This window comes from Micromonospora sp. LOL_021, assembly GCF_048060215.1.
Taxonomy (GTDB): Bacteria; Actinomycetota; Actinomycetes; order Mycobacteriales; family Micromonosporaceae; genus Micromonospora_E.
The window spans coordinates 1-18,998 of sequence record NZ_JBHMIN010000081.1 but is presented as its reverse complement, the minus strand read 5'-3'; the positions used below and the strand labels follow the sequence as shown (position 1 = coordinate 18,998).

General features: G+C 68.5%; 22 protein-coding genes and 2 tRNA genes. 19 read left to right on the top strand and 5 right to left on the bottom strand.

Going from position 1 to position 18,998, the window contains the following annotated elements; translation table 11 throughout:
* The first annotated feature begins 312 nt into the window (after positions 1–312).
* Positions 313–1,005 (top strand): hypothetical protein, encoded by a 693-nt coding sequence (locus ACFHWT_RS29845; RefSeq protein ID WP_416597989.1) that lies wholly within the window; start codon positions 313–315, stop codon positions 1,003–1,005.
* Positions 1,006–1,130: 125 nt separating this feature from the next.
* Here the strand turns inward: ACFHWT_RS29845 and ACFHWT_RS29840 are convergent, their stop codons facing one another.
* From ACFHWT_RS29840 to ACFHWT_RS29830, 3 genes are all read right to left on the bottom strand, one after another.
* Entirely contained in the window at positions 1,131–1,502 is a 372-nt protein-coding gene (locus ACFHWT_RS29840; protein WP_416597988.1) for a hypothetical protein, read from the bottom strand.
* Between the two features lie 74 nt (positions 1,503–1,576).
* Positions 1,577–2,128, bottom strand: a complete 552-nt coding sequence (locus ACFHWT_RS29835; RefSeq protein WP_416597987.1) for a GNAT family N-acetyltransferase — start codon at positions 2,126–2,128, stop codon at positions 1,577–1,579.
* Between the two features lie 15 nt (positions 2,129–2,143).
* Positions 2,144–3,463: a hypothetical protein gene (locus ACFHWT_RS29830; RefSeq protein ID WP_416597986.1), complete on the bottom strand. Its 1,320-nt coding sequence runs from the start codon at positions 3,461–3,463 to the stop codon at positions 2,144–2,146.
* Positions 3,464–4,128: 665 nt separating this feature from the next.
* Between ACFHWT_RS29830 and ACFHWT_RS29825 the strand changes: the two genes are divergently transcribed.
* From ACFHWT_RS29825 to ACFHWT_RS29770, 12 genes are all read left to right on the top strand, one after another.
* Positions 4,129–4,461, top strand: coding sequence for a hypothetical protein (locus tag ACFHWT_RS29825; protein ID WP_416597985.1), 333 nt, complete (start codon positions 4,129–4,131; stop codon positions 4,459–4,461).
* Positions 4,430–4,669, top strand: coding sequence for a hypothetical protein (locus ACFHWT_RS29820; RefSeq protein WP_199757671.1), 240 nt, complete (start codon positions 4,430–4,432; stop codon positions 4,667–4,669). Before ACFHWT_RS29825 ends, ACFHWT_RS29820 begins: the two co-directional genes overlap by 32 nt.
* A gap of 277 nt (positions 4,670–4,946) precedes the next feature.
* Complete coding sequence (locus tag ACFHWT_RS29815) at positions 4,947–5,678, top strand: GntR family transcriptional regulator (RefSeq protein WP_416597984.1); 732 nt, start codon at positions 4,947–4,949, stop codon at positions 5,676–5,678.
* Positions 5,679–5,814: 136 nt separating this feature from the next.
* Positions 5,815–6,240: a hypothetical protein gene (locus ACFHWT_RS29810; protein ID WP_123603022.1), complete on the top strand. Its 426-nt coding sequence runs from the start codon at positions 5,815–5,817 to the stop codon at positions 6,238–6,240.
* A gap of 100 nt (positions 6,241–6,340) precedes the next feature.
* On the top strand, positions 6,341–6,514 hold the full coding sequence (locus ACFHWT_RS29805) for a hypothetical protein (protein ID WP_416597983.1): 174 nt from the start codon (positions 6,341–6,343) through the stop codon (positions 6,512–6,514).
* A complete protein-coding gene (locus ACFHWT_RS29800; RefSeq protein WP_416597982.1) occupies positions 6,507–6,737 on the top strand; it encodes a hypothetical protein in 231 nt (76 codons plus the stop codon). The genes ACFHWT_RS29805 and ACFHWT_RS29800 overlap by 8 nt, the downstream gene beginning before the upstream one ends.
* Positions 6,734–6,952 (top strand): hypothetical protein, encoded by a 219-nt coding sequence (locus tag ACFHWT_RS29795; RefSeq protein WP_416597981.1) that lies wholly within the window; start codon positions 6,734–6,736, stop codon positions 6,950–6,952. Before ACFHWT_RS29800 ends, ACFHWT_RS29795 begins: the two co-directional genes overlap by 4 nt.
* 6 nt (positions 6,953–6,958) lie before the next feature.
* The gene (locus ACFHWT_RS29790; RefSeq protein ID WP_416597980.1) at positions 6,959–8,410 is read left to right on the top strand and encodes an FtsK/SpoIIIE domain-containing protein; all 1,452 of its coding nucleotides are present in this window, start codon (positions 6,959–6,961) and stop codon (positions 8,408–8,410) included.
* Positions 8,410–9,048 (top strand): DUF2637 domain-containing protein, encoded by a 639-nt coding sequence (locus ACFHWT_RS29785; RefSeq protein ID WP_416597979.1) that lies wholly within the window; start codon positions 8,410–8,412, stop codon positions 9,046–9,048. The genes ACFHWT_RS29790 and ACFHWT_RS29785 overlap by 1 nt, the downstream gene beginning before the upstream one ends.
* Positions 9,049–9,155: 107 nt before the next feature.
* Positions 9,156–10,889 carry a replication initiator gene (locus ACFHWT_RS29780; RefSeq protein WP_416597978.1) on the top strand — a complete coding sequence of 578 codons (1,734 nt, stop codon included), beginning with the start codon at positions 9,156–9,158 and terminating at the stop codon, positions 10,887–10,889.
* A gap of 34 nt (positions 10,890–10,923) precedes the next feature.
* Complete coding sequence (locus tag ACFHWT_RS29775) at positions 10,924–11,142, top strand: helix-turn-helix domain-containing protein (RefSeq protein WP_416597977.1); 219 nt, start codon at positions 10,924–10,926, stop codon at positions 11,140–11,142.
* A complete protein-coding gene (locus ACFHWT_RS29770; protein ID WP_416597976.1) occupies positions 11,142–12,359 on the top strand; it encodes a tyrosine-type recombinase/integrase in 1,218 nt (405 codons plus the stop codon). Before ACFHWT_RS29775 ends, ACFHWT_RS29770 begins: the two co-directional genes overlap by 1 nt.
* Positions 12,360–12,413: 54 nt before the next feature.
* Here ACFHWT_RS29770 and ACFHWT_RS29765 read toward each other — a convergent pair.
* Positions 12,414–12,487: transfer RNA gene (locus ACFHWT_RS29765), tRNA-Gly, on the bottom strand.
* Positions 12,488–12,643: 156 nt separating this feature from the next.
* Here ACFHWT_RS29765 and ACFHWT_RS29760 point away from each other — a divergent pair.
* The 6 genes from ACFHWT_RS29760 (at position 12,644) to ACFHWT_RS29735 (ending at position 18,089) form a co-directional block, all read left to right on the top strand.
* Positions 12,644–12,717, top strand: a tRNA-Pro gene (locus ACFHWT_RS29760).
* A 166-nt stretch (positions 12,718–12,883) separates the two neighbouring features.
* Positions 12,884–14,230: a trigger factor gene (gene tig / locus ACFHWT_RS29755; protein ID WP_416597975.1), complete on the top strand. Its 1,347-nt coding sequence runs from the start codon at positions 12,884–12,886 to the stop codon at positions 14,228–14,230.
* A gap of 214 nt (positions 14,231–14,444) precedes the next feature.
* Complete coding sequence (locus ACFHWT_RS29750) at positions 14,445–15,089, top strand: ClpP family protease (protein ID WP_123603015.1); 645 nt, start codon at positions 14,445–14,447, stop codon at positions 15,087–15,089.
* Between the two features lie 11 nt (positions 15,090–15,100).
* The gene (locus ACFHWT_RS29745; protein WP_123603014.1) at positions 15,101–15,763 is read left to right on the top strand and encodes an ATP-dependent Clp protease proteolytic subunit; all 663 of its coding nucleotides are present in this window, start codon (positions 15,101–15,103) and stop codon (positions 15,761–15,763) included.
* 211 nt (positions 15,764–15,974) lie between these two features.
* Positions 15,975–17,264, top strand: coding sequence for an ATP-dependent Clp protease ATP-binding subunit ClpX (gene clpX / locus ACFHWT_RS29740; RefSeq protein ID WP_123603013.1), 1,290 nt, complete (start codon positions 15,975–15,977; stop codon positions 17,262–17,264).
* A 27-nt stretch (positions 17,265–17,291) separates the two neighbouring features.
* Positions 17,292–18,089: a carbon-nitrogen hydrolase family protein gene (locus ACFHWT_RS29735; RefSeq protein WP_416597974.1), complete on the top strand. Its 798-nt coding sequence runs from the start codon at positions 17,292–17,294 to the stop codon at positions 18,087–18,089.
* Positions 18,090–18,142: 53 nt separating this feature from the next.
* Here ACFHWT_RS29735 and ACFHWT_RS29730 read toward each other — a convergent pair whose 3' ends face one another.
* The gene (locus tag ACFHWT_RS29730) at positions 18,143–18,358 is read right to left on the bottom strand and encodes a hypothetical protein (RefSeq protein WP_278170711.1); all 216 of its coding nucleotides are present in this window, start codon (positions 18,356–18,358) and stop codon (positions 18,143–18,145) included.
* Positions 18,359–18,998 lie beyond the last annotated feature (640 nt).

The window sequence follows — 18,998 nt, the reverse complement described above, 5'->3', positions numbered from 1 at the left end:
CCCCACGTAACATCGACGAACCTCGGTGCCAATCGGCTCGAAGCCTATTGGGAAGTCCTCCAGATTTAGTTCTTCGAGAACCATTCCTGAAGAATCAGTGTGAGGAGGTGGTCAATTGGCTGCGGTCGCAAGGAAGGCTTCCTCACTGACGAAATCCTCCCGCGCTGCGGCAAACCGTAGCCCTCGAGCCACCATGGAAACTGTCATCCGGGTACCCAGCGGGCTGGGCGGGCCATTTCAGTGCGACCCTAAGGTCATACATAAACTCCTATCGGTCAGGATCTCAACGGAATTGAGTCACGAGAGGTGATTATGGTTGATGCTGATAAGGTGAAGCAGGTTGCTACCCGTTCGGCCATCGAGGTGGGCGCGGTCGGACTCGGCCTCGCCATAGCAGGGCCAGCTGGCGCGTTGATTGCGGGTGCCATCAAACCAGTGGTGGAGTTGGTATCCATCCGGGAACGACGTGGTCTTCGGAATGCGGAGATCCTGGCTGAGGTGGCCATGGAGGTAACTGGACTTTCGGCCGAAGAATTTACGGCATGGGCGAGCGCCAGGGATGACCGAACGATGCTTTTCACTAGCGCTATTCAAGCTGCCTACAGTTCGATGGTCAAGAATAAGGTCGATGCGCTATCTCGAGTTCTCCGTAATACCTTGGGAGACGATGATAAGCTGGATCTTGCCATCGTCATTGTGGCTGCATTGGAGGACTTGGAGCCGGCGCATGTGAGGGTTCTATCTGCGATGGTTAATGACGATCCAGTCCGCCTCACTTCTGAGAGGTTCGTCGATGATGCTTGGCCACTGTCTGGGCTCAAGGTCAGATTTCCGTCTTTTGCTGCCGGCCTTACGCCAATAATGGCGGGCCTTGAGCGTCACGGTATTGTGAATGGCGGTGGACTTGCGGCAACGGCGCCGGATGGTGGTTCGGACCCCGTCTGGTCCGTGACGGAATTCGGTAAAATCTGCTTTGAGTACTTGAGTGGTCCAATGCCGGCTTAGTTGGTCACGCCGTAATGCGCTACTAAGGGGGCGATCAAAGCGATTCCGTCGACGCTTGCTTCTAGGCGGCGGTGGGTGCCTGCGACTCGCTGCTGATTGCCTTGCAGCAACTATACAGAAACCGCTTACGGTGTCTGCGGCCGGTCAGGAGTTCTCACGCGTACGGCCTCTGTCGATAGACGTTCTGCTGCTGCGTGGATTGCCTGTTGGGGTCCGGGGCGGCTGGGGAGCCAGACCGTGTATGCGGGTCGGATGGTGGCGGCCATGTTGGCGAGGTGGTCGGGCGTGGCCGGGTTGGGTAGCGCGTCGAGCTGCGCGCAGGCGTCGACCGTGGTGCGGTATCGGTGTTGGTCGGTCGGGGTGTCCTGCCAGTGTGGGGAGTTGCGCCAGTCGTGCACGCGGGTGAGAAGTTCGGCGGCGGCGGCGCGGATGGCGGCGGCGTGGGTGGCGAGGCGTTCGGGGTCCGGGTGGGGGTCCGGGGTGGGGTCGTCTCGCATGCCGTGATGGTACCGGCGCGGGGACTGCGGGTGATCTTGCGTCTGCTGGTCCTGGTCCTGTTGCCCGGCGGGTGTTACGGCTGGTCTGCCTGCGGTGTCCACTCTGGGGCGAGGATGGAGTAGAGCAGGGAGTCTCGCCATGCGCCGTTGGTGTGGACGTGGTCGCGGAGGCGGCCTTCGTACGTCATCCCGAGCCTCTTGACGACGGCGACGGAGGCGGCGTTGTCGGGTCCGATGGCGGCGGTGATCCGGTGTAGTCCGAGTGGTCCGAAGCCGTAGGTGATGAGGGTGTGGGCGGCGTCGGTGGCTAAGCCGTGGCCCCAGTGGTCGGCGTGGATGGCGTAGCCGAGTTTCGCGGCGCGGACGCCGCTGAGTCCGAGGCGGCCGAACCCGATCATCCGGTCCTGCTTGTCGACGACGGCTAGGTAGTACTCGGTGCGCGGCTCGGCCTGCGCCCGGCTGATCGCGCCTTCGATCATGGCGGCGGTCTGGTCCTGGTCGCGGGCGTCGAAGGACAGCCAGCGGGTGACGTGTTCGTCTCCGACGATGCCGACTGCGTCGGGGATGTCGCTGGTGCGGAAGTCACGCAGGTCGACGAGCCGGCCGGTGAGGTGGATCGGGTCCATGCCGCTGATGGTGCCTTACCGGGGGAGGGCGTTGGCGGGGGTGTGGGTGAAGTGTTCGATGCCGTCGACCAGGTCGCGGGCTTCGGTGGCGTATCCGGAGCGGGTGATGGCCTGGTGCACGCGGCGGACGGAGTGGATGACGCCGTTGATGCGCTGTTCGGCGGGTAGCTCCAGCACGGGCGCGATGGCGTCGGCGGCGGCGTCGAGGTCCCGGCCGGCGACGCGGGCAATCGCGAGGTCGGCGTGGCTGCCGGCCTGGTCGCCGAATGCCCATGCGGGGTCGTGGGGGTCGGCGTAGGCGGCGACGGCCTGGGCGGCGTACTCCTCGGCGGTGGCGGCTTCCTCGGGTAGCCAGGCGAGGGCGTCGGCGGCGTAGTAGAGGGTGCGCGGGTGGGAGAAGGTGCAGATGCCGCCCATCTCGTCCATCTCGTCGGGTTGGACGCGGGTCCACGCCTGTTCGGCTTCGGTGATGGCGGCTTTGGCCTGTTCGGCGTTGCCGAGGGCGGCGTAGGCGCGGGCGGCGCTGATCGGAAGCCACACGGAGGTGGTGCCGCCGGTCTGCTGTGCGTAGTGGCTGCCGGTGTTGGCGTAGCGGACGGCTTCGGCGTATCGGCCGGCCCAGTAGGCGACCAGCGATTGGAGGCCGCGGAGCCAGGCTTGCAGTCCGGGGTGTCCGGCTTGGTCGGCGCAGAGCACGGCGGTACGGGCTTGCAGCATCGCTGAGTGCGGGTCGGCCAGGTCGTGGGAGACCTTGGCGAGTAGGCCGCTGGTGATGCCGGCGAGGAAGTGCAGATCCCTCGATTGGGCGGGGGGTTGGCGGCGTTCCAGGAGCGTGAACAGGGTGTCCTGTGTTTCGGTGAGGTCGCCGATGAGGTGGCTGACGGGCTGCTGCGGGTAGGCCAGGGCGAGGCGTTGCACGTCTTCGGCGAGGCTGGTGATGGCGGCGGGGGTGGTGGCTTCGGCGGCGAGCAGGGCGTAGCGGCGGGCGCGTTCGGCGGCCATGGCGAGCAGGTTCCTTTCGGTTCCGGTGCCGGGCAGCAGCGGCTGAGGGGTGGTCGGGGTGCGCTGCGCGGGCGGTACAGGGTGGTTGCCGGTCCAGGGGCGTTGGAGTTCGTCGACGGGGCGGCCGAACATGGCTTGTAGGGCGCGACGGGTGGCGGGGTTGGCGCCGGTGAGGTCGCGTTCGCCTCGGGCGAGGCGGGCGAGGTGGCGGGCGCTGATCACGGCGTGTGGGTCGTGGCGGGTGAACTCGTCGGCGAGTTCTTCGTAGGTGCGGTCGCTGTGCTGGATGAGGTACTCCAGCACGGTTCGGGGTTCGCGCCGTGGTGGTGCCATCCGCTGTGCCTTCCTGGACGGTGGGGCTCTGCTGTCAAGGCTGGTCCGGTTGATGTCCGGACGGCAAGACAGGTCCTGATGCGGTCCTGTTGAGGTCCGTCTGATGTGCCGGGCCGGGTCCTCGATCTGTCCTGTTAGACCGGTACACGATTCTTGTCGTGAACCGGCTACGGATTGCTACGCCTGATGGCGTGAGGCTATCTCGGACGGGAGCGGGCGCGGTCTGCCCGACCGGCGGCGGGCTGATGATCGCGCCTCGGCTGGTGGGTGTCGGCGCGGCGGCGTTCGCCGGGGGCCGAGTCCCGATCGTGCGCTGCGAGTCGGACACGGGCACACCCGACTCTGCCGTGTCCGATCCAGCCGGCGCAGGGTGTCCGGCGTGTGAGGGGCGGGGCTGGAAGCTGACTTCTCCGCGTCGGGCGCTGCGGGCTCCGGGCGATCCGCATCGGTTGCAGCGGCGGACCTGTCCGGACTGCGGCGGGCACGGCACGACCGGCGGCGGCACACCTGGGAGCGCTCCGGCCACCAGGTGACTTAGACAGGGCGCCGGGCCGGGTGCCGGGTAGGTGGTTCCTCGCCCGACCGGCAGAACGACACGGGCTGCCGGGGACTGCTGATCCCCGCCCGGCTCGGCGCCCATCCAATCGAACCGGGGGGACACATCGATGGTGGATCCGGAAGTCGGGGACGTGGTGCACATCGCCGGGCGGGCGTCGGTGCAGTTCGCCGGTAGCCGGGCGGTGATCCTGCGGGTGACGGCGGTGTGCCGGAAACCGACGTACGAGGGCTGGTGCTGGCTGACCGGCTACGTCCTGGACCGGCACGGCGATGCGGTCGAGCGGCGTGAGGTGTTCGTCCAGCGGGACGGGCTGCGCCTGCTGTCCAGCCGGGACCGGCGACCGGCGAAACAGGTGAGGAGACCGGCGGCGGGACCGCCGCCGGTGGCGGCGAGGATGGAGGCAAACCGTGGCGTTCGATATCCGGGTCAAGCTCGGTGACACGATCCGGCTACAACCGAGGGATCGGTACCGGCCGGCGGACGGGCCGGTCGTGATGCGGCTGACCGGGGTACGGCTGATCACGAACCGGCCGGAGAGTGACGAGTGGATCTGGCTGGAAGGCGTGAAGCTCAACCGTGACGGCACGTGGGGTGACCACGCGTTGGTGATGGCGCGGGCGGCGCTGCTGGCACCCGGGCCGCGCTGACCGATGGTGCGACCGGCGTCCGTCCGCGACCAGCTTCGGGCGGCGCAACGGCTGCTCGACCGGCACCCCGGATCTGGCCGTGATGGTCGGTGTCCGGGGTGCGGCATGTTCGGCTGCGATCGGCGGCGGACCGCGCTGCGGGTGTTCGGCCGGCATGGTCACCTGCCGCGACGATGGCCGAATGACCGGATGTGAGGCACCCGGCGGTGATGGACAGATCATCGCCTACCTGGATAGCCTCTTGACAAGCTGAGTTGTCGTCTTGGGGGTGGGTTGGGTGCCGATCGAAGTCGCGCAACCCAAGTACGTGGTGATCGTCAACGCGATGCAGCAACGCATCGGCGACGGCACCTACCCGCCCGGTGCGATGCTTCCGAGTGAAACCGAGCTGGTGCGGGAGTTCGGCGCGTCCCGTCCGGTCGTCGTGCGGGCGCTGGACATGTTGCGTCAGGACGGGTGGATCGAGTCCCGTCAGGGCAAGGGTCGGTTCGTCATCGGCCGTCCCGGCGGTGCGTCGACCAGAGCGGCCCGTGAGCGGTACGCCGTACTCGACCAGCCGGAACCAGCCGGCTCCACCGTCCTGGCGGCTGAGGTCATCCCGGCGCCACCTCGGGCGGCCTCCGCACTCGACATCGAATCGGGAACGCCGGTCGTCGCGCGTCGTCGACTGGTCACGGTCGACGACCTGGGGCCGGTGGAGCTGGCCACCGCGTACCTTGCCGTTGATCTCGCTGCGGGTACGGACGTGGGCGGAACGGCTCCGCTGTCCGATGGGCTGCTGCGGCACCTGACGGCGCGCAAGGGCGTCAAGTTCGATCACGTCGCCGAGCGGATCTCGGCCCGGCTGCCCCGCGACGACGAAGCATCCCTGTTGAAGGTGAGCCCGACCGATCCCGTGGTAACGGCCCTGCTGTCCATCTGCGACCGCACGGCAACTCCGCTGCTCGCGGTCGACGTGCTGTTTCCTGCTTCCCGTCACGACCTGGAAGACGTCTACCCCCTCGACTGACCACATTCGAGCGTGAGACATCGCGCTCACTGGATCACTTGACAAGTCGAGTTGATGGGAGCTACTTTCGATCTACTTAACAAGTCAACTTGCCGGCTTGTTGGGTCACTTTCTCTTCCCCTCGGAGGTATCTGCTGTGGTTCCTGCATCGATCAAGGTCCCGGTCCCGTTCGAGTACGTGTTCCCCGCCGGTGCGCTGTTCCTCGGCGTCGACGCTCAGGTCGACTTCGACCGGCGTGGCGAGGCGGACAACCAGGCGCGGGACAAGGAGACCGGTGAGCGGGTCTGGGTGGTCCGGGTGCTGGACCTGGACGCTGAGGCGGGCAAGTTCGGCCGGTCCACCGAAGTCAAGGTGAAGATCGTTGCCGGACAGCGTCCGGTGCCGCCGTCGTCGACCGTGCCGGGGTATCCGCCGGCGGTGGAGTTCGACGGGTTGACCCTGACCCCGTACGTGGATTCGCACCGGTGTCGCGCGTCGGGTCAGTGCCGGGCGCGGATGGCGTACTCCCTGCGGGCCACCGGCATGCAGCCGGCCTCGGCCCACGCTCCCGCCGCTGCCTGACCGCTCCCTCCCTCACGCGGGGCGGGCCGTTTCCCCGCCAAGAGTCCCGGCCCGTCCCGCGCTCCCAACCCTTCAACCCCTCGTGAAAGGGGGCCGGGCTGTGCAGCCCATGCTAATGAACCTCGACCCGGACACGCCGCGCCGCCGTGAGGTCTGGCGGCACTGCGAGATCTGCGACGACCTGGCCGCGATGCCGCCGCACGTGTTCATCTGCGACGCCTGCGCGCTCGTCGTCTTCCTCGACCAGCCGGCGGGTGGTGATGACCGTGGCTGACGGAACGCTGTCGTTCGCCGCTGAGTTGGCGGCGTTGCTGAACAGCCGGCCGACCTGGCGGGCGTCCGCTGAGGAGCGGGCTGCCTGGTACGACCGGAAAGCCGACCTGTTCGGCCGGGCTGCCGCCGAGACATCGTCGGCGGATGTCGCCGGTGAGGCGTCGGACCTGGCGGAGATCGCCCGGGAGCAGGCGAACCGGATTCGGCGGGGGTGGTCGGCGTGAGGTGGCGTCGTCGTCTGCTCGCTGGTGTGTTGTGGTCCTGGCTGGCGGTGGCCCGCCGGGTCGTGGGGCTGCGGGATCTGCCGGCGTTGGTGGATGAGATCCGCTGTCCGCGTTGCGGGCGGTGGGTGCGTCCGCGTCGGTTCGATCTGCTGCACATGGCGTGCCGGACCTGCATGGCGACCCTTGCCCGTCCGGTCCGCTGGTCGGGGCGGTGACACCTGATGCCGTTGATCAACATCATTCCGGGGGAGAAGGTCCCGGTCGCGCCGATGAACGTGCGGCTGCCGTCGTGGCGGCTGCCGGGCTGGCTGCTCCTGCTGTGGTGGCTGGCCCGTGGCCTGGTCCGGCTGACGGTCCTCGCGGTCCGCTACTGGTGGATCTCCGGCCCGGCCGTCGTGGTGGCGTGGGTCCATCTGGAGTACGGGCCGCTGGTCCTGGCCGCCGCCGTCGCCGGCCTCGCCGGGGTGTGCGTGGTGTGGTGGCGGCTGCATCCGGGGTCGTGGTGGCGGTTCGGCTGGTACCCGATCGTCGGGCGGTGGCGTCGGTTGTGGGTGTACCGGCGTCGCTGGGTCGCGGTCACCGCTACCTGCGGGTTGGCGGTGATCTTCGACGGGGTCCGCTACGTGCCCCGTCTGGTCCGGGTCGTGTCGGACCGGTTCGGGGACACGGTGACGGTGCGGATGCTGCCGGGTCAGGTGCCGGATGACTGGGCGCGTAACGCGGACCGGTTGGCGCACGGTTTCCACCAGCGCGAAGCACGGGCGTCGGCCTGTGTGCGGCCGGATCTGGTGGCGGTGCGGTTCACCCGCCGGGATCCGCTCGCCGCTGTGGTGGCGCCGCTGCCGGTCCCGGCCGTACCCGATCTGACCGGCCTGCCGCTGGGTGTGCAGGAGGGCGGCGAGGTGTATCGGCTGCGGCTGGCCGGGTCGCATGTGCTGGTGGCGGGGGCGACGAACTCCGGCAAGGGGTCGGTGATCTGGTCGCTGATCTCCGCGTTGGCCGGTGGCGTCCGTTCCGGGCTGGTGGAGCTGTGGGTGTTCGACCCGAAGGGCGGCATGGAGTTGGCGGCGGGGCTGCCGTTGTTCGCCCGGTTCTGCTACCAGGACCCGGACACCATGGCCGGTGTCCTGGAAGAGGCCGTGAAACGGATGCGGCTACGGGCGGACCGGCTGCGCGGGGTGACCCGGCAGCACACGCCGAGCCGGGATGAGCCGTTGATCGTGGTGGTGGTCGACGAGTTGGCGGCGTTGACCGCCTATCTGACTGACCGCAAGGTCCGCGACCGCATCAAGGAAGCGCTGGGTCTGCTGCTGTCGCAGGGCCGCGCGGTGGGTGTGCATGTGGTGGCGGCGTTGCAGGACCCGCGTAAGGACGTGCTGCCGTTCCGGGACCTGTTCCCGACCCGGATCGCGTTGCGGATGACCGAACCGGAGCAGGCTGACATGGTCCTCGGCGACGGTGCCCGCGATCGGGGTGCGGCCTGTGACCGGATTCCGGAGACGCTGCCGGGGGTCGGCTACGTCGTCCTCGACGGTGTCCGCGAACCCGTCCGGGTCCGGTTCGCCTACCTGTCCGACGACGACATTCGCAGCCTGGGCCGCACGTACCGGCACCTCGACGACACCGACACCGACACCGACACCGGTTGTGGCGTGCCGGGGGTGGTGGCGTGATGGCGACGACTGGTGGGCCGACCCGCGCGGAGCGGGCGGAAGGCGTCGTCCTGGTGCTGATCCTGCTCGTCGTCGGTGGCCTGGCGGGGGCGGCGTCGTTCACCCACGTCCACGACTGGACGATGGACAACTCCCCGGCGGGTACGGGGGAGTGGTTCGGCTGGGCCAACGCCGCGATCTCCGAACTGATCCCCCTGGCCGCGCTGTTGACGATTCGGCGGCGGCGTCGCACGGGTGGGCCGGTCGGCTATCCGATGTTCCTGCTCGTCTGCGCGGTCTGCCTGTCCCTGGCCGCGCAACTCGCGGTGGCCAAGCCGGGTATCTCGGGCTGGTTGCTGTCGGCGGTGCCGGCGTTGGCGTTCCTGGGCCTGTCGAAGCTCGTCCTGTCGACCAAACCCGCCACCCCCACCCCGGCCGGTGTCGACCAGTCGGACAACCAGCGGCCGGCGGCCGTCGACCAGGTCGACACCGACCATGCTGCCACGGTCGTGCCCGTCCCGGCTGCTCGGCCCGTTGACCAGGTGCCGATGGTCGAACAGGTCCGCCCGGCCTCCGGTGTGCGGCGGGGTGTCGTGCCGCTGGCGGGGTTCCCGACCCGCAACGGCTCGACCGTGACGGGTGTGGAGGCTGACCAGTGACTCACCCCGAACCCGTGGCCACTGCGGTGGGCGTGGGCGCTGCGATCCCGGACAACGCACCATCGCCGCTGTCGGTGGTGCCGCGTCCGGGGTCGCGGGCGGCCCGGATGCGTCAACCCCTCGCGAAGGACGCCCTGCGGCAGCTGGCGGAGCAGCATCAGGTGTGTGTGCGGCCGGTGGTGCTGCGTCGCACCGACACCGTGACCGGTCGTACCGACGTCGTCGAAGTCCCGTGCGGGGCGACGTTGGCGGCGAAGTGCAAGCCGTGCGCGGAACGCGGCCGCCGGCTACGCATTCAGCAGATCCGGGAGGGCTGGCACCTGGCCGATGAACCGGCCGTCCGCCCGGACAAGCCGGGTGAGGATGTGCTGTCGCTGGTCCGGCTGCGGGCGCACCTCGAGTTCGAGCGTCACGCCCTGGCGTACGAACCGATGCATCCGGATGCGCGGGCGGCGCAGGTCACGGACCTGGATGACGCGATCGTCGAGGTTGATGAGGCGTTGGCGGAATCGAACCTCCGTGGCCGGTTGACCCCGACCGAGCGGGATGAGCGGCCTCGGCGTCGCCGGTCGACCCGCCGCCGCCAGGACACCCCCGATCTACCTCGGTTGCCCGTCGACCCGCGCACGGTCGGCCGCGCCTACACCGGCCGGCAGGGCAAAACGTACCGGCCGTCGATGCTGCTCACGCTCACCCTCGACAGTCACGGTCCGGTGCACTCGCACTTTCGGCGCGGCGGCTACGTGGTGCCGTGTGAGTGCGGCACACGGCACCAACCACATGACCCTGTGCTGAGTACGCCGGTGGATCCGGACAGCTACGACTACCGGCGGGCCGCTCTCGACTCGATCCACTTCGCCCGCGTGCTGGATCGGTGGTGGCAGAACCTGCGCCGGGCGGCGGGCTGGAACGTCCAGTACGCCGGGGCCGTCGAGCTGCAACGCCGGCTCGCCCCACACGCGCACTTCGCGATTCGAGGGACGCTGCCGCGCAAGCTGTTGAAGCAGATCGCCGCCGCGACGTATCACCAGGTGTGGTGGCCACGCTTCGACCAGCCCGTCTACCGGGTCGACACACCGCCGGTGTGGGACGTCGACCAACAGGCGTACGTCGACCCGAAAACCCGCCAGTCGCTACCCACCTGGGGTGAGGCGCTCGATGAGCTGGAGGCACCCGGTACCCCACCCGCGTACGTCGCCCGGCTGGGTCGGATCGACGCGCGCGGTATCGACCAGGGCACCAAGGACGCGGAACGCTCCATCCGCTACGTCACGAAGTACGTCACCAAGGACCTGACCGACCAGGCCCGGCCACGCTCCGACCCACAGAAGGCGCACTTCGACCGGCTCCACGCCGAACTCTCCGTGCTGCCGTGCTCGCCGACCTGCGCCAACTGGCTGCTCTACGGCGTCCAACCCGACAAGGCCAAACCCGGCCTCACCCCTGGCCGCTGCACCGGCAAGGTCCACCAGCGGGCGACGCTCGGCTTCACCGGCCGGCGGGTGCTCGTCTCCCGGCAATGGTCCGGCAAGACCCTGGCCGACCACCGCGCCGACAACCGGGCATGGGTCCGCGCCATCCTCGCCGGGAACCTCGCCGACACCGACGACCAGGCCGCCACCGACAACAACGACGACGGCCAGTCGGGCGGGCAGTCAGACGGGCAGGTCGACAACCCGGACCGCTACCGGTTCGAACTCGCCCGACCCGACGACCCTGACGTCCCGCCCCTGCAACACCGCATCCTGCGGGCCGTCTCCGAACGCATCCGCTGGCGCACCACCCTCACCAACGCCCGACACGCGCCTCCGGCGCTGTCTCGGCAACACCTCGACCCCTGACCCTCGCAGCCTGATTGTGAACGGGAGGACATGGATGGCAGACGGGCTGTTGACCCCCGATGAGGTCGCCGCTCGCCTCCGGGCAACGCCGCGATTCGTGCGCCGGCTGGTCGCTGATCGCCGGATCGCGTACGTGAAGGTGGGCCGCCTGGTCCGCTTCGAGGAATCTGCGGTGGCCGCGTACGTCGAACGGAACCGGATCGCGCCGCTGACCCGCGCCAACCTGCGTTACTACCTGGGTGAGGTGGCCTGATGGCGAACAAGCCTGGCCGGCGTCGGTTCGGCAGCATCCGCAAGTTGCCGTCCGGGCGGTACCAGGCCCGGTACTTCGGCCCGGACGGCGTCGAGCGGAAGGCACCCGACACGTTCCCGACCGAGCCGCAGGCGGCGAAGTGGCTGACCGTCGTCGAGTCGGAGATCATCCGTGGCGAGTGGAACGCGCCGGAAGCGGGTCAGATCACGCTCAGCGAGTACGGCTCGCGCTGGATCGCGCAACGTCGACTCCAGCCGCGCACGCGGGAGAACTACGAGGACCTGTTCCGGCTGTACGTCCGGCCGTACCTCGGCACTCTCGTGCTCGGCACGATCAAGCCGGCGACCATCCGGGACTGGCGTGCTCGGCTGCTCGGCAACGGCGTCTCCGAGCCGCAGGCGGTCAAGGCGTACTCACTGCTGCGGGCGGTGCTCAACACGGCGATGAAGGAAGACGAGCTGATCCGGCAGAACCCCTGCCGCATCCCCGGCTATGACCGCTATCACACGCCGGAGCGGCCGGTGGCGACCGTCGCCCAGGTCGTCGCGCTCGCGGAAGCGATGCCGGCCCGGTTCTCGGCGTTGATTATCGTGGCCGCGTTCTCGGGGCTGCGTTGGGGCGAGCTGGCCGCGTTGCGCCGGTGCGACGTCGACACCGACGCGGGCACGATCCGCGTACCGCGCAAGCTCGCCGTGTTGCGTAGCGGCGGGTTGGTGTTCGGTCCGCCGAAGTCGGAGGCCGGTAACCGGGTCGTGGCGCTGCCGGCGGCTGCCCGGTCGGCGCTCGTCGACCACCTGGCCGCGTTCGTCGACGACGACCCGGAAGCGCTGGTGTTCACCGGCGACAAGGGCGCGGTGCTGCGTTCCGGCAACTTCCGCCGTGCGGTCCGGTGGTCGGCGGCACTGGCGGCGGCCGGCCTGCCGGCCGACTTCCACTTTCACGACCTGCGGCACACCGGCAACAACCTGGCGGCGGCGACGGGTGCGAGCACCCGTGACCTGATGTCCCGGATGGGGCACGCCAGCATGCGGGCGGCACTGATCTACCAGCACGCCAACAGCGAGCGGGATCGGGAGATCGCGGCCGGCATGGATCGGGTGATCGCCGCCGGGCTGCCGCGTCCTGCTGGCCGTGAGGAGAGCACTCCGGACGGCACGGCTGACGGCCCGGCCGGGGCCAATGGCACGCGGATGGCACGCAAGATCGACAAGGGCTGACCGGGGGAGTGGTCACCGGCCAGAGAAACCGCCGATGACCTGCGGCGGAGCTGGTGGAGCGGGCGACGAGAATCGAACTCGCGTAATCAGTTTGGAAGACTGAGGCTCTACCATTGAGCTACGCCCGCGTGCACCCCGGCAGGCAGGGCGCGGTGCCTAGCGTACAAGTTGTCGCGGGTCTGCCGCACGGGGGTCGCGCCGGCCAGCGCGGCGGGTTGATCCGACAGCCGGCGGGATACCGGGCGGCGCGGCGGATTGCCGACGGCATAGACTGACCGGTGCCACGGGGTGTGGCGCAGCTTGGTAGCGCACTCGCTTTGGGAGCGAGGGGCCGTGGGTTCAAATCCCGCCACCCCGACTGTCAACCGCCGGCTCGGGCACCGGGCGAGAACGATCCGGCCTGCCGGCAGGCCTACACTCGATGGGCTGTGCCATGCCACGCGGCGGGGGTGGCTGCCTCGAGCAGGCGCCCGGAGCCGACAGCGACGACCGGACAAGACTGACATGCATCAAGGAGTACGCCTGTGAAGAGCACCGTCGAGACCTTGAGCCCGACTCGGGTCCGGCTCGCCATCGAGGTGCCGTTCGTCGAGCTCGAACCGAGCCTGCGGAAGGCGTACCGGGAGATCGCCCAGCAGGTCACCATCCCCGGCTTCCGTAAGGGCAAGGTGCCGGCGGCCGTGATCGACCAGCGGATCGGCCGGGGCGCGGTGCTCAACGAGGCAGTCCAGGAGGCGATCCCGCAGAACATCCTGGCCGCCGTACGCGAGCACGAGGTGAAGACGCTCGGCCGGCCGGAGGTGGAGATCACCGACTTCACCGACGGTGAGGCGCTGAAGTTCACCGCTGAGATGGACGTACGTCCGCAGCTGAGCCTGCCGGATCTCAGCACCATCGAGGTCACCGTCGACGAGCTGCAGATCGACGAGAAGGAGATTGAGGACCAGATCGGCGGGCTGCGTGAGCGATTCGCCACCCTCAAGACGGTCGAGCGTCCGGCCCAGGAGGGCGACTACGTCCAGATCGATCTGGCCGCGACCGTCGACGGCGAGGAGGTGCCGGGCGGTTCGGCGTCCAACCTCTCCCACGAGGTCGGCAGCGAGCAGTTGCTACCCGGCTTGGACGAGGTGCTGGTCGGGCTGGCCGCGGGCGCGGCGACCAGCTTCGTCACCCAACTGGTCGGCGGCGACTACGCCGGCCGGGACGCGGACGTCGCGGTGACCGTGCGTACCGTCAAGGAGAAGGAGCTGCCGGAGCTGGACGACGCATTCGCTCAGCTGGCCAGCGAGTTCGACACCTTGGAGGAGCTGCGCAACGACCTGCGGCAGAAGGTCGAGCGGGTCAAGCGGGTCGAGCAGATCTACGCCGCCCGGGACAAGGCCCTCGACCAGTTGGTAGAGGCGGCCGACGTGCCGGCACCCGACGGCGTGGTCCGCGAGGAGGTCGAGCACCGCAAGCAGGCGATGACCGACCAGCTGGAGCGGATCGGGGCCTCCTGGGAGGACTACCTCGGCTCCGAGGACAAGTCCGAGTCCGACATCGACGCGGAGCTGACCGAGGCGGCCGGCAAGGCGGTCAAGATCCAGCTGCTGCTGGACACCCTTGCCGACGCCGAGGACGTCCAGGTATCCGATGACGAGTTCGGCCACGAAATCGTGCACCGCGCCCAGCGGGCCGGGATGGCGCCTCAGCAGTACTACGACCAGCTGGCCCGGTCCGGTGCGGCCGGGGCGGTCTACGGCGACGTCCGTCGGGGCAAGGCACTCGGCCTGGTGATGGAGCGGATCACGATGAAGGACGCGGCCGGCAACCCGATCAGCATGGATGCCATCCGGGAAGCCAACGAAGCCGAGCACAACCACGAGCACTGAGCGTGACCGACTGCGGGCTGTCGGCCGGGATGACCATGCCCGGCCGATGGCCCGTTCGTCGTTGCGGACCACCCGCCTGCTCAACCGGGGTGACCGCTGCGCCACGTGTCGCGGCCCCCTGCGCTGTGAGCGAACAGCACCCTGAGAACGGCGCCCGGCCCGTTCGCAACGGTTAATGTCGGGCTTAACGACGCACGGAGAGCGAAGGGCTGCCATGACCGATCTGCACATCCCAGCTATGCCCATCCGGGTGAGCGAGGCCCGCGGCGGTGACTCACTCAGTGGCAACCTCGACGACACGGTCTTCAACCGGCTGCTGAAGGAACGGATCATCTTCCTGGGCAGCGAGGTGACCGACCAGGTGGCCAACCGGATCTGCGCCCAGCTGCTGCTGCTGGCCGCCGAGGACCCGGACCGGGACATCAACCTGTACATCAACTCGCCGGGCGGGTCGGTCTACTCGGGCATGGCGATCTACGACACCATGCAGTACGTCAGCAACGACGTGGCCACCATCGCGATGGGCATGGCCGCGTCCATGGGCCAGTTGCTGCTCTGCGCCGGTGCGCCGGGCAAGCGGTACGCCCTGCCACACGCGCGGATCATGATGCACCAGCCGTCCGGCGGGATGGGCGGCACCGCCTCCGACATCGCCATCCAGGCCGAGCAGATGCTCTACACCAAGCGGATGTTCCAGGAGCGGGTGGCGTTCCACACCGGGCAGGAGCCGGCGCAGATCGAGGCGGACTCGGACCGTGACCGCTGGTTCACTGCCGCCGAGGCGCTCGACTACGGTTTCATCGACCGGGTGATCACTGGAGCCACGCAGGTCCCGACCGGCGCTGGCACCCGCAACTGAGGAAGGCGACGATGACTGACCTGACCATGCCGCCCGGGTTCGCTCCGGTGCACAACCGGTACGTCCTGCCGTCGTTCGTGGAGCGCACCTCGTACGGAATCAAGGAGTCGAACCCGTACAACAAGCTCTTCGAGGACCGGATCATCTTCCTCGGGGTGCAGGTGGACGACGCGTCGGCCAACGACGTGATGGCCCAGCTGCTCACCCTGGAGGGCACCGACCCGGACCGGGACATCATCATGTACATCAACTCGCCGGGTGGCTCGTTCACCGCCATGACGGCGATCTACGACACCATGCAGTACGTCCGGCCGGACATCATGACGGTCTGCCTCGGGCAGGCGGCCAGCGCGGCCGCGGTGCTGCTCGCCGCCGGCACCCCCGGCAAGCGGATGGCGTTGCCGAACTCGCGGATCATCATCCACCAGCCGGCCACCGAGGGCGGCTACGGACAGGGCTCGGACATCGAGATCCAGGCCCGCGAGATCCTCCGGATGCGGACCCAGCTGGAGGAGATGCTGTCCCGGCACTGCAACCAGGCGGTCGAGAAGGTCCGCAAGGACATCGACCGTGACAAGATCATGACGGCGGAGGAGTCCCGCGACTACGGTCTGGTCGACACCATCCTGACCAGCCGGAAGAAGGGTGTGCTGGCGGCCAGTTCGGCCAGCTGACGACGCACGGTCAGAGGTCGGCCAGGCAGTGAGTAGACTGGCCGACCTCTGACACACCCGATTTTGGGGGTCGGAGTTTGCCCCGCCAACGGGTAACGTCGAGATGCACCGTCTGACGGAGTTGACCGGCGGCAGGTGCTCGACACTGACGAGGCAGACCGTCCTTAGGCCAGGGCCGGCGAGACCGGCCGAGAGCGCAGGGAGAACGTAGGTGGCACGGATCGGCGACGGCGGCGACCTACTCAAGTGCTCCTTCTGCGGCAAGTCGCAGAAGCAGGTCAAGAAGCTCATCGCAGGCCCAGGGGTCTACATCTGCGACGAGTGCATCGATCTCTGCAACGAGATCATCGAGGAGGAGCTGGCCGAGTCCGGCGAGGTGAAGTGGGAAGAGCTTCCCAAGCCGATGGAGATCTGCCAGTTCCTGGACTCGTACGTGGTCGGCCAGGACCACGCCAAGAAGGCGCTCGCGGTCGCCGTCTACAACCACTACAAGCGGATCCAGGCGGACGCCGCCGGCGCGCCCGGGGCCAACGACGCCGTCGAGGTCGCCAAGTCGAACATCCTGCTGATCGGTCCCACCGGCTGCGGCAAGACCCACCTCGCGCAGACCCTCGCCCGGATGCTCAACGTGCCGTTCGCCATCGCGGACGCGACCGCGCTGACCGAGGCCGGCTACGTCGGCGAGGATGTCGAGAACATCCTGCTCAAGCTGATCCAGGCAGCCGACTACGACATCAAGCGGGCCGAGACGGGGATCATCTACATCGATGAGGTCGACAAGATCGCCCGTAAGTCGGAGAACCCGTCGATCACCCGGGACGTCTCCGGCGAGGGCGTCCAGCAGGCCCTGCTGAAGATCCTCGAGGGTACGGTGGCCAACGTGCCGCCCCAGGGCGGGCGCAAACACCCGCACCAGGAGTTCATCCAGATCGACACCACCAACGTGCTGTTCATCTGCGGCGGTGCGTTTGCTGGCCTGGACCAGATCATCGAGTCACGCACCGGGCAGGGCGGCACCGGCTTCGGGGCCCGGCTCCGGGCAGTGTCCGAGCGGTCCACCGACGACATCCTCACCCAGGTGATGCCGGAAGACATGCTCAAGTTCGGGCTGATCCCGGAGTTCATCGGCCGGCTCCCGGTGATCACCAACGTCCGCAGCCTGGACCGCGAGGCCCTGGTCCGGATCCTGACCCAGCCCCGCAACGCCCTGGTCCGCCAGTACCAACGCCTGTTCGAGTTGGACAACGTGGAGCTGGAGTTCGATCCCGGCGCGTTGGAGGCCATCGCGGATCAGGCGATGCTCCGCGGCACCGGCGCCCGCGGCCTGCGGGCGATCATGGAGGAGGTGCTGCTCTCCGTGATGTACGAGGTGCCGAGCAACCCGGACGCTGCCCGGGTGCTGATCACCCGTGAGGCCGTGCTGGAGAACGTCAACCCGACGATCGTGCCACGGGAGTTCACTGGCCGACGCCGGCGCGACCGCGAGGAGAAGTCGGCCTAGCCACACCACAACCCTGGAGCACCGCCCGTGCGTGTCGCTGTCTGCCAGCTGAACAGTCGCTCCGACCAGGCCGCCAACTTGGCGACCGCGTACGGACTGCTCTCGTCGGCCGCCGCTGGCGGTGCCGATCTCGCGGTGCTTCCCGAGTACGTCGACTACCTCGGTACTGCGGCAGAGCTGCCCGATCCCGAGCCCGTCGACGGCACGGTCGGACGGTTCTTCGCCGACGCTGCGCGCGAGCTCGGGATGTGGGTGGTGATCGGCTCCTACCACGAACGCGGGCCCGACCCGGACCGTACGTTCAACACCTGCCTGGTCTTCGACCGTGGCGGCGAACTGGCCGCCACCTACCGGAAGATCCACCTGTACGACGTCGAGATTCCCGGCCGGGTCTCGTACCACGAGTCGAGCAGCGTGGCACCCGGTGCCGATCCGGTGGTGGTGGAGTGCGACGGCATCCGGATCGGCCTGTCGATCTGCTACGACCTGAGATTTCCTGAGCTGTACCGGCGGCTGGCGACCGAGTTGGGTGCCCAGGTCCTGGTTGTGCCGGCAGCGTTCATGCTGCACACCGGCCGGGACCACTGGGAGGTTCTGCTCCGCGCCCGCGCGATCGAGAACCAGTGCTATGTGTTGGCCGCCGGCCAGATCGGCAAGCATGAGCCGGGCCGTACCTGTTTCGGCCGAAGCATGGTGGTCGACCCTTGGGGCGTCGTCGTCGCCCAGGCGCCAGACGTCCCCGGTGTGGTGTTCGCTGATCTCGACCCAGGGCGGCTGGAGACCATCCGGCGCGAGCTGCCGAGCCTGGCGAACCGCCGGCTCTGACGCCGGGCTGGCGGCAAGCGCAGTCGGGACCGCCAGCTACGTCGGCGGCAGACTCAACCACCAGAGGTGAGTACGCCAATCACCGCGAGGCTGATGATCGCGCCACCGAGGATCAGCAGCGCTTTCGTCATCCGGGACGGCCCGCGGAGGATGAGCCGGTGGATCGAGACGATCACGGCAACCACCACCACAGCGCCGATCACGATCTGCCAGAACGGCAGCAGCAGGGCGGAGATGGCGTCGATGGCTTGTGGTCCTTCGACAGTCATGAGAGCCACTCTGGCACGGTCGGCCGCAGAGCGGGGGACCGGCGGGCAGATCGAAGCCGCCGACGTCATCGAAGGGTGCGCACCGCACTGCGGTGCCCCCCTGCACTCGTGGACCTCACGCCGCGTAGGTCAACCGCCGGGCAGCTCGCCGAGTCAGGACCCGAACCCGTCCGGATGCACCTGCGTTGACCTGCGCAGATACGGAACTTGCCAGGAATCTTCAAGATCAACTTGCGTTCCGTGGCGGCGCCGCGTAACTTTCTCTCTGTCAGCGGGACGCGGACAAAACGGCCGGAAACGCAGACAGCCAGGATGGGGCGGGTGACCGCCGAACCAGACTGGGCGGGCGGTGCGACTCACCGGGAAGCCGGACTTGAGATTGCGAAACCGACCGGGTAAGGTAGGAAGCCGGCAGGGAGCCGGGCCGAGCCTCGGGTAACGAGGAGGGCCGGTCTGCTGGAACCCCCGACCAAAGACGGCCGCCGAGCGGCCGGATCAAGCGCGGGGGAATCCGGGTGGTGCGAAAGAGTTGAAACTGACTCTTGACAACGCGAAACCGACCGGGTAGGATAGAGAAGTTGCCCGGCGGAAGTCGGGTGGGACGGATGGCCCTGGTGGGGTTGCCTGCTTGGTGTGGGTG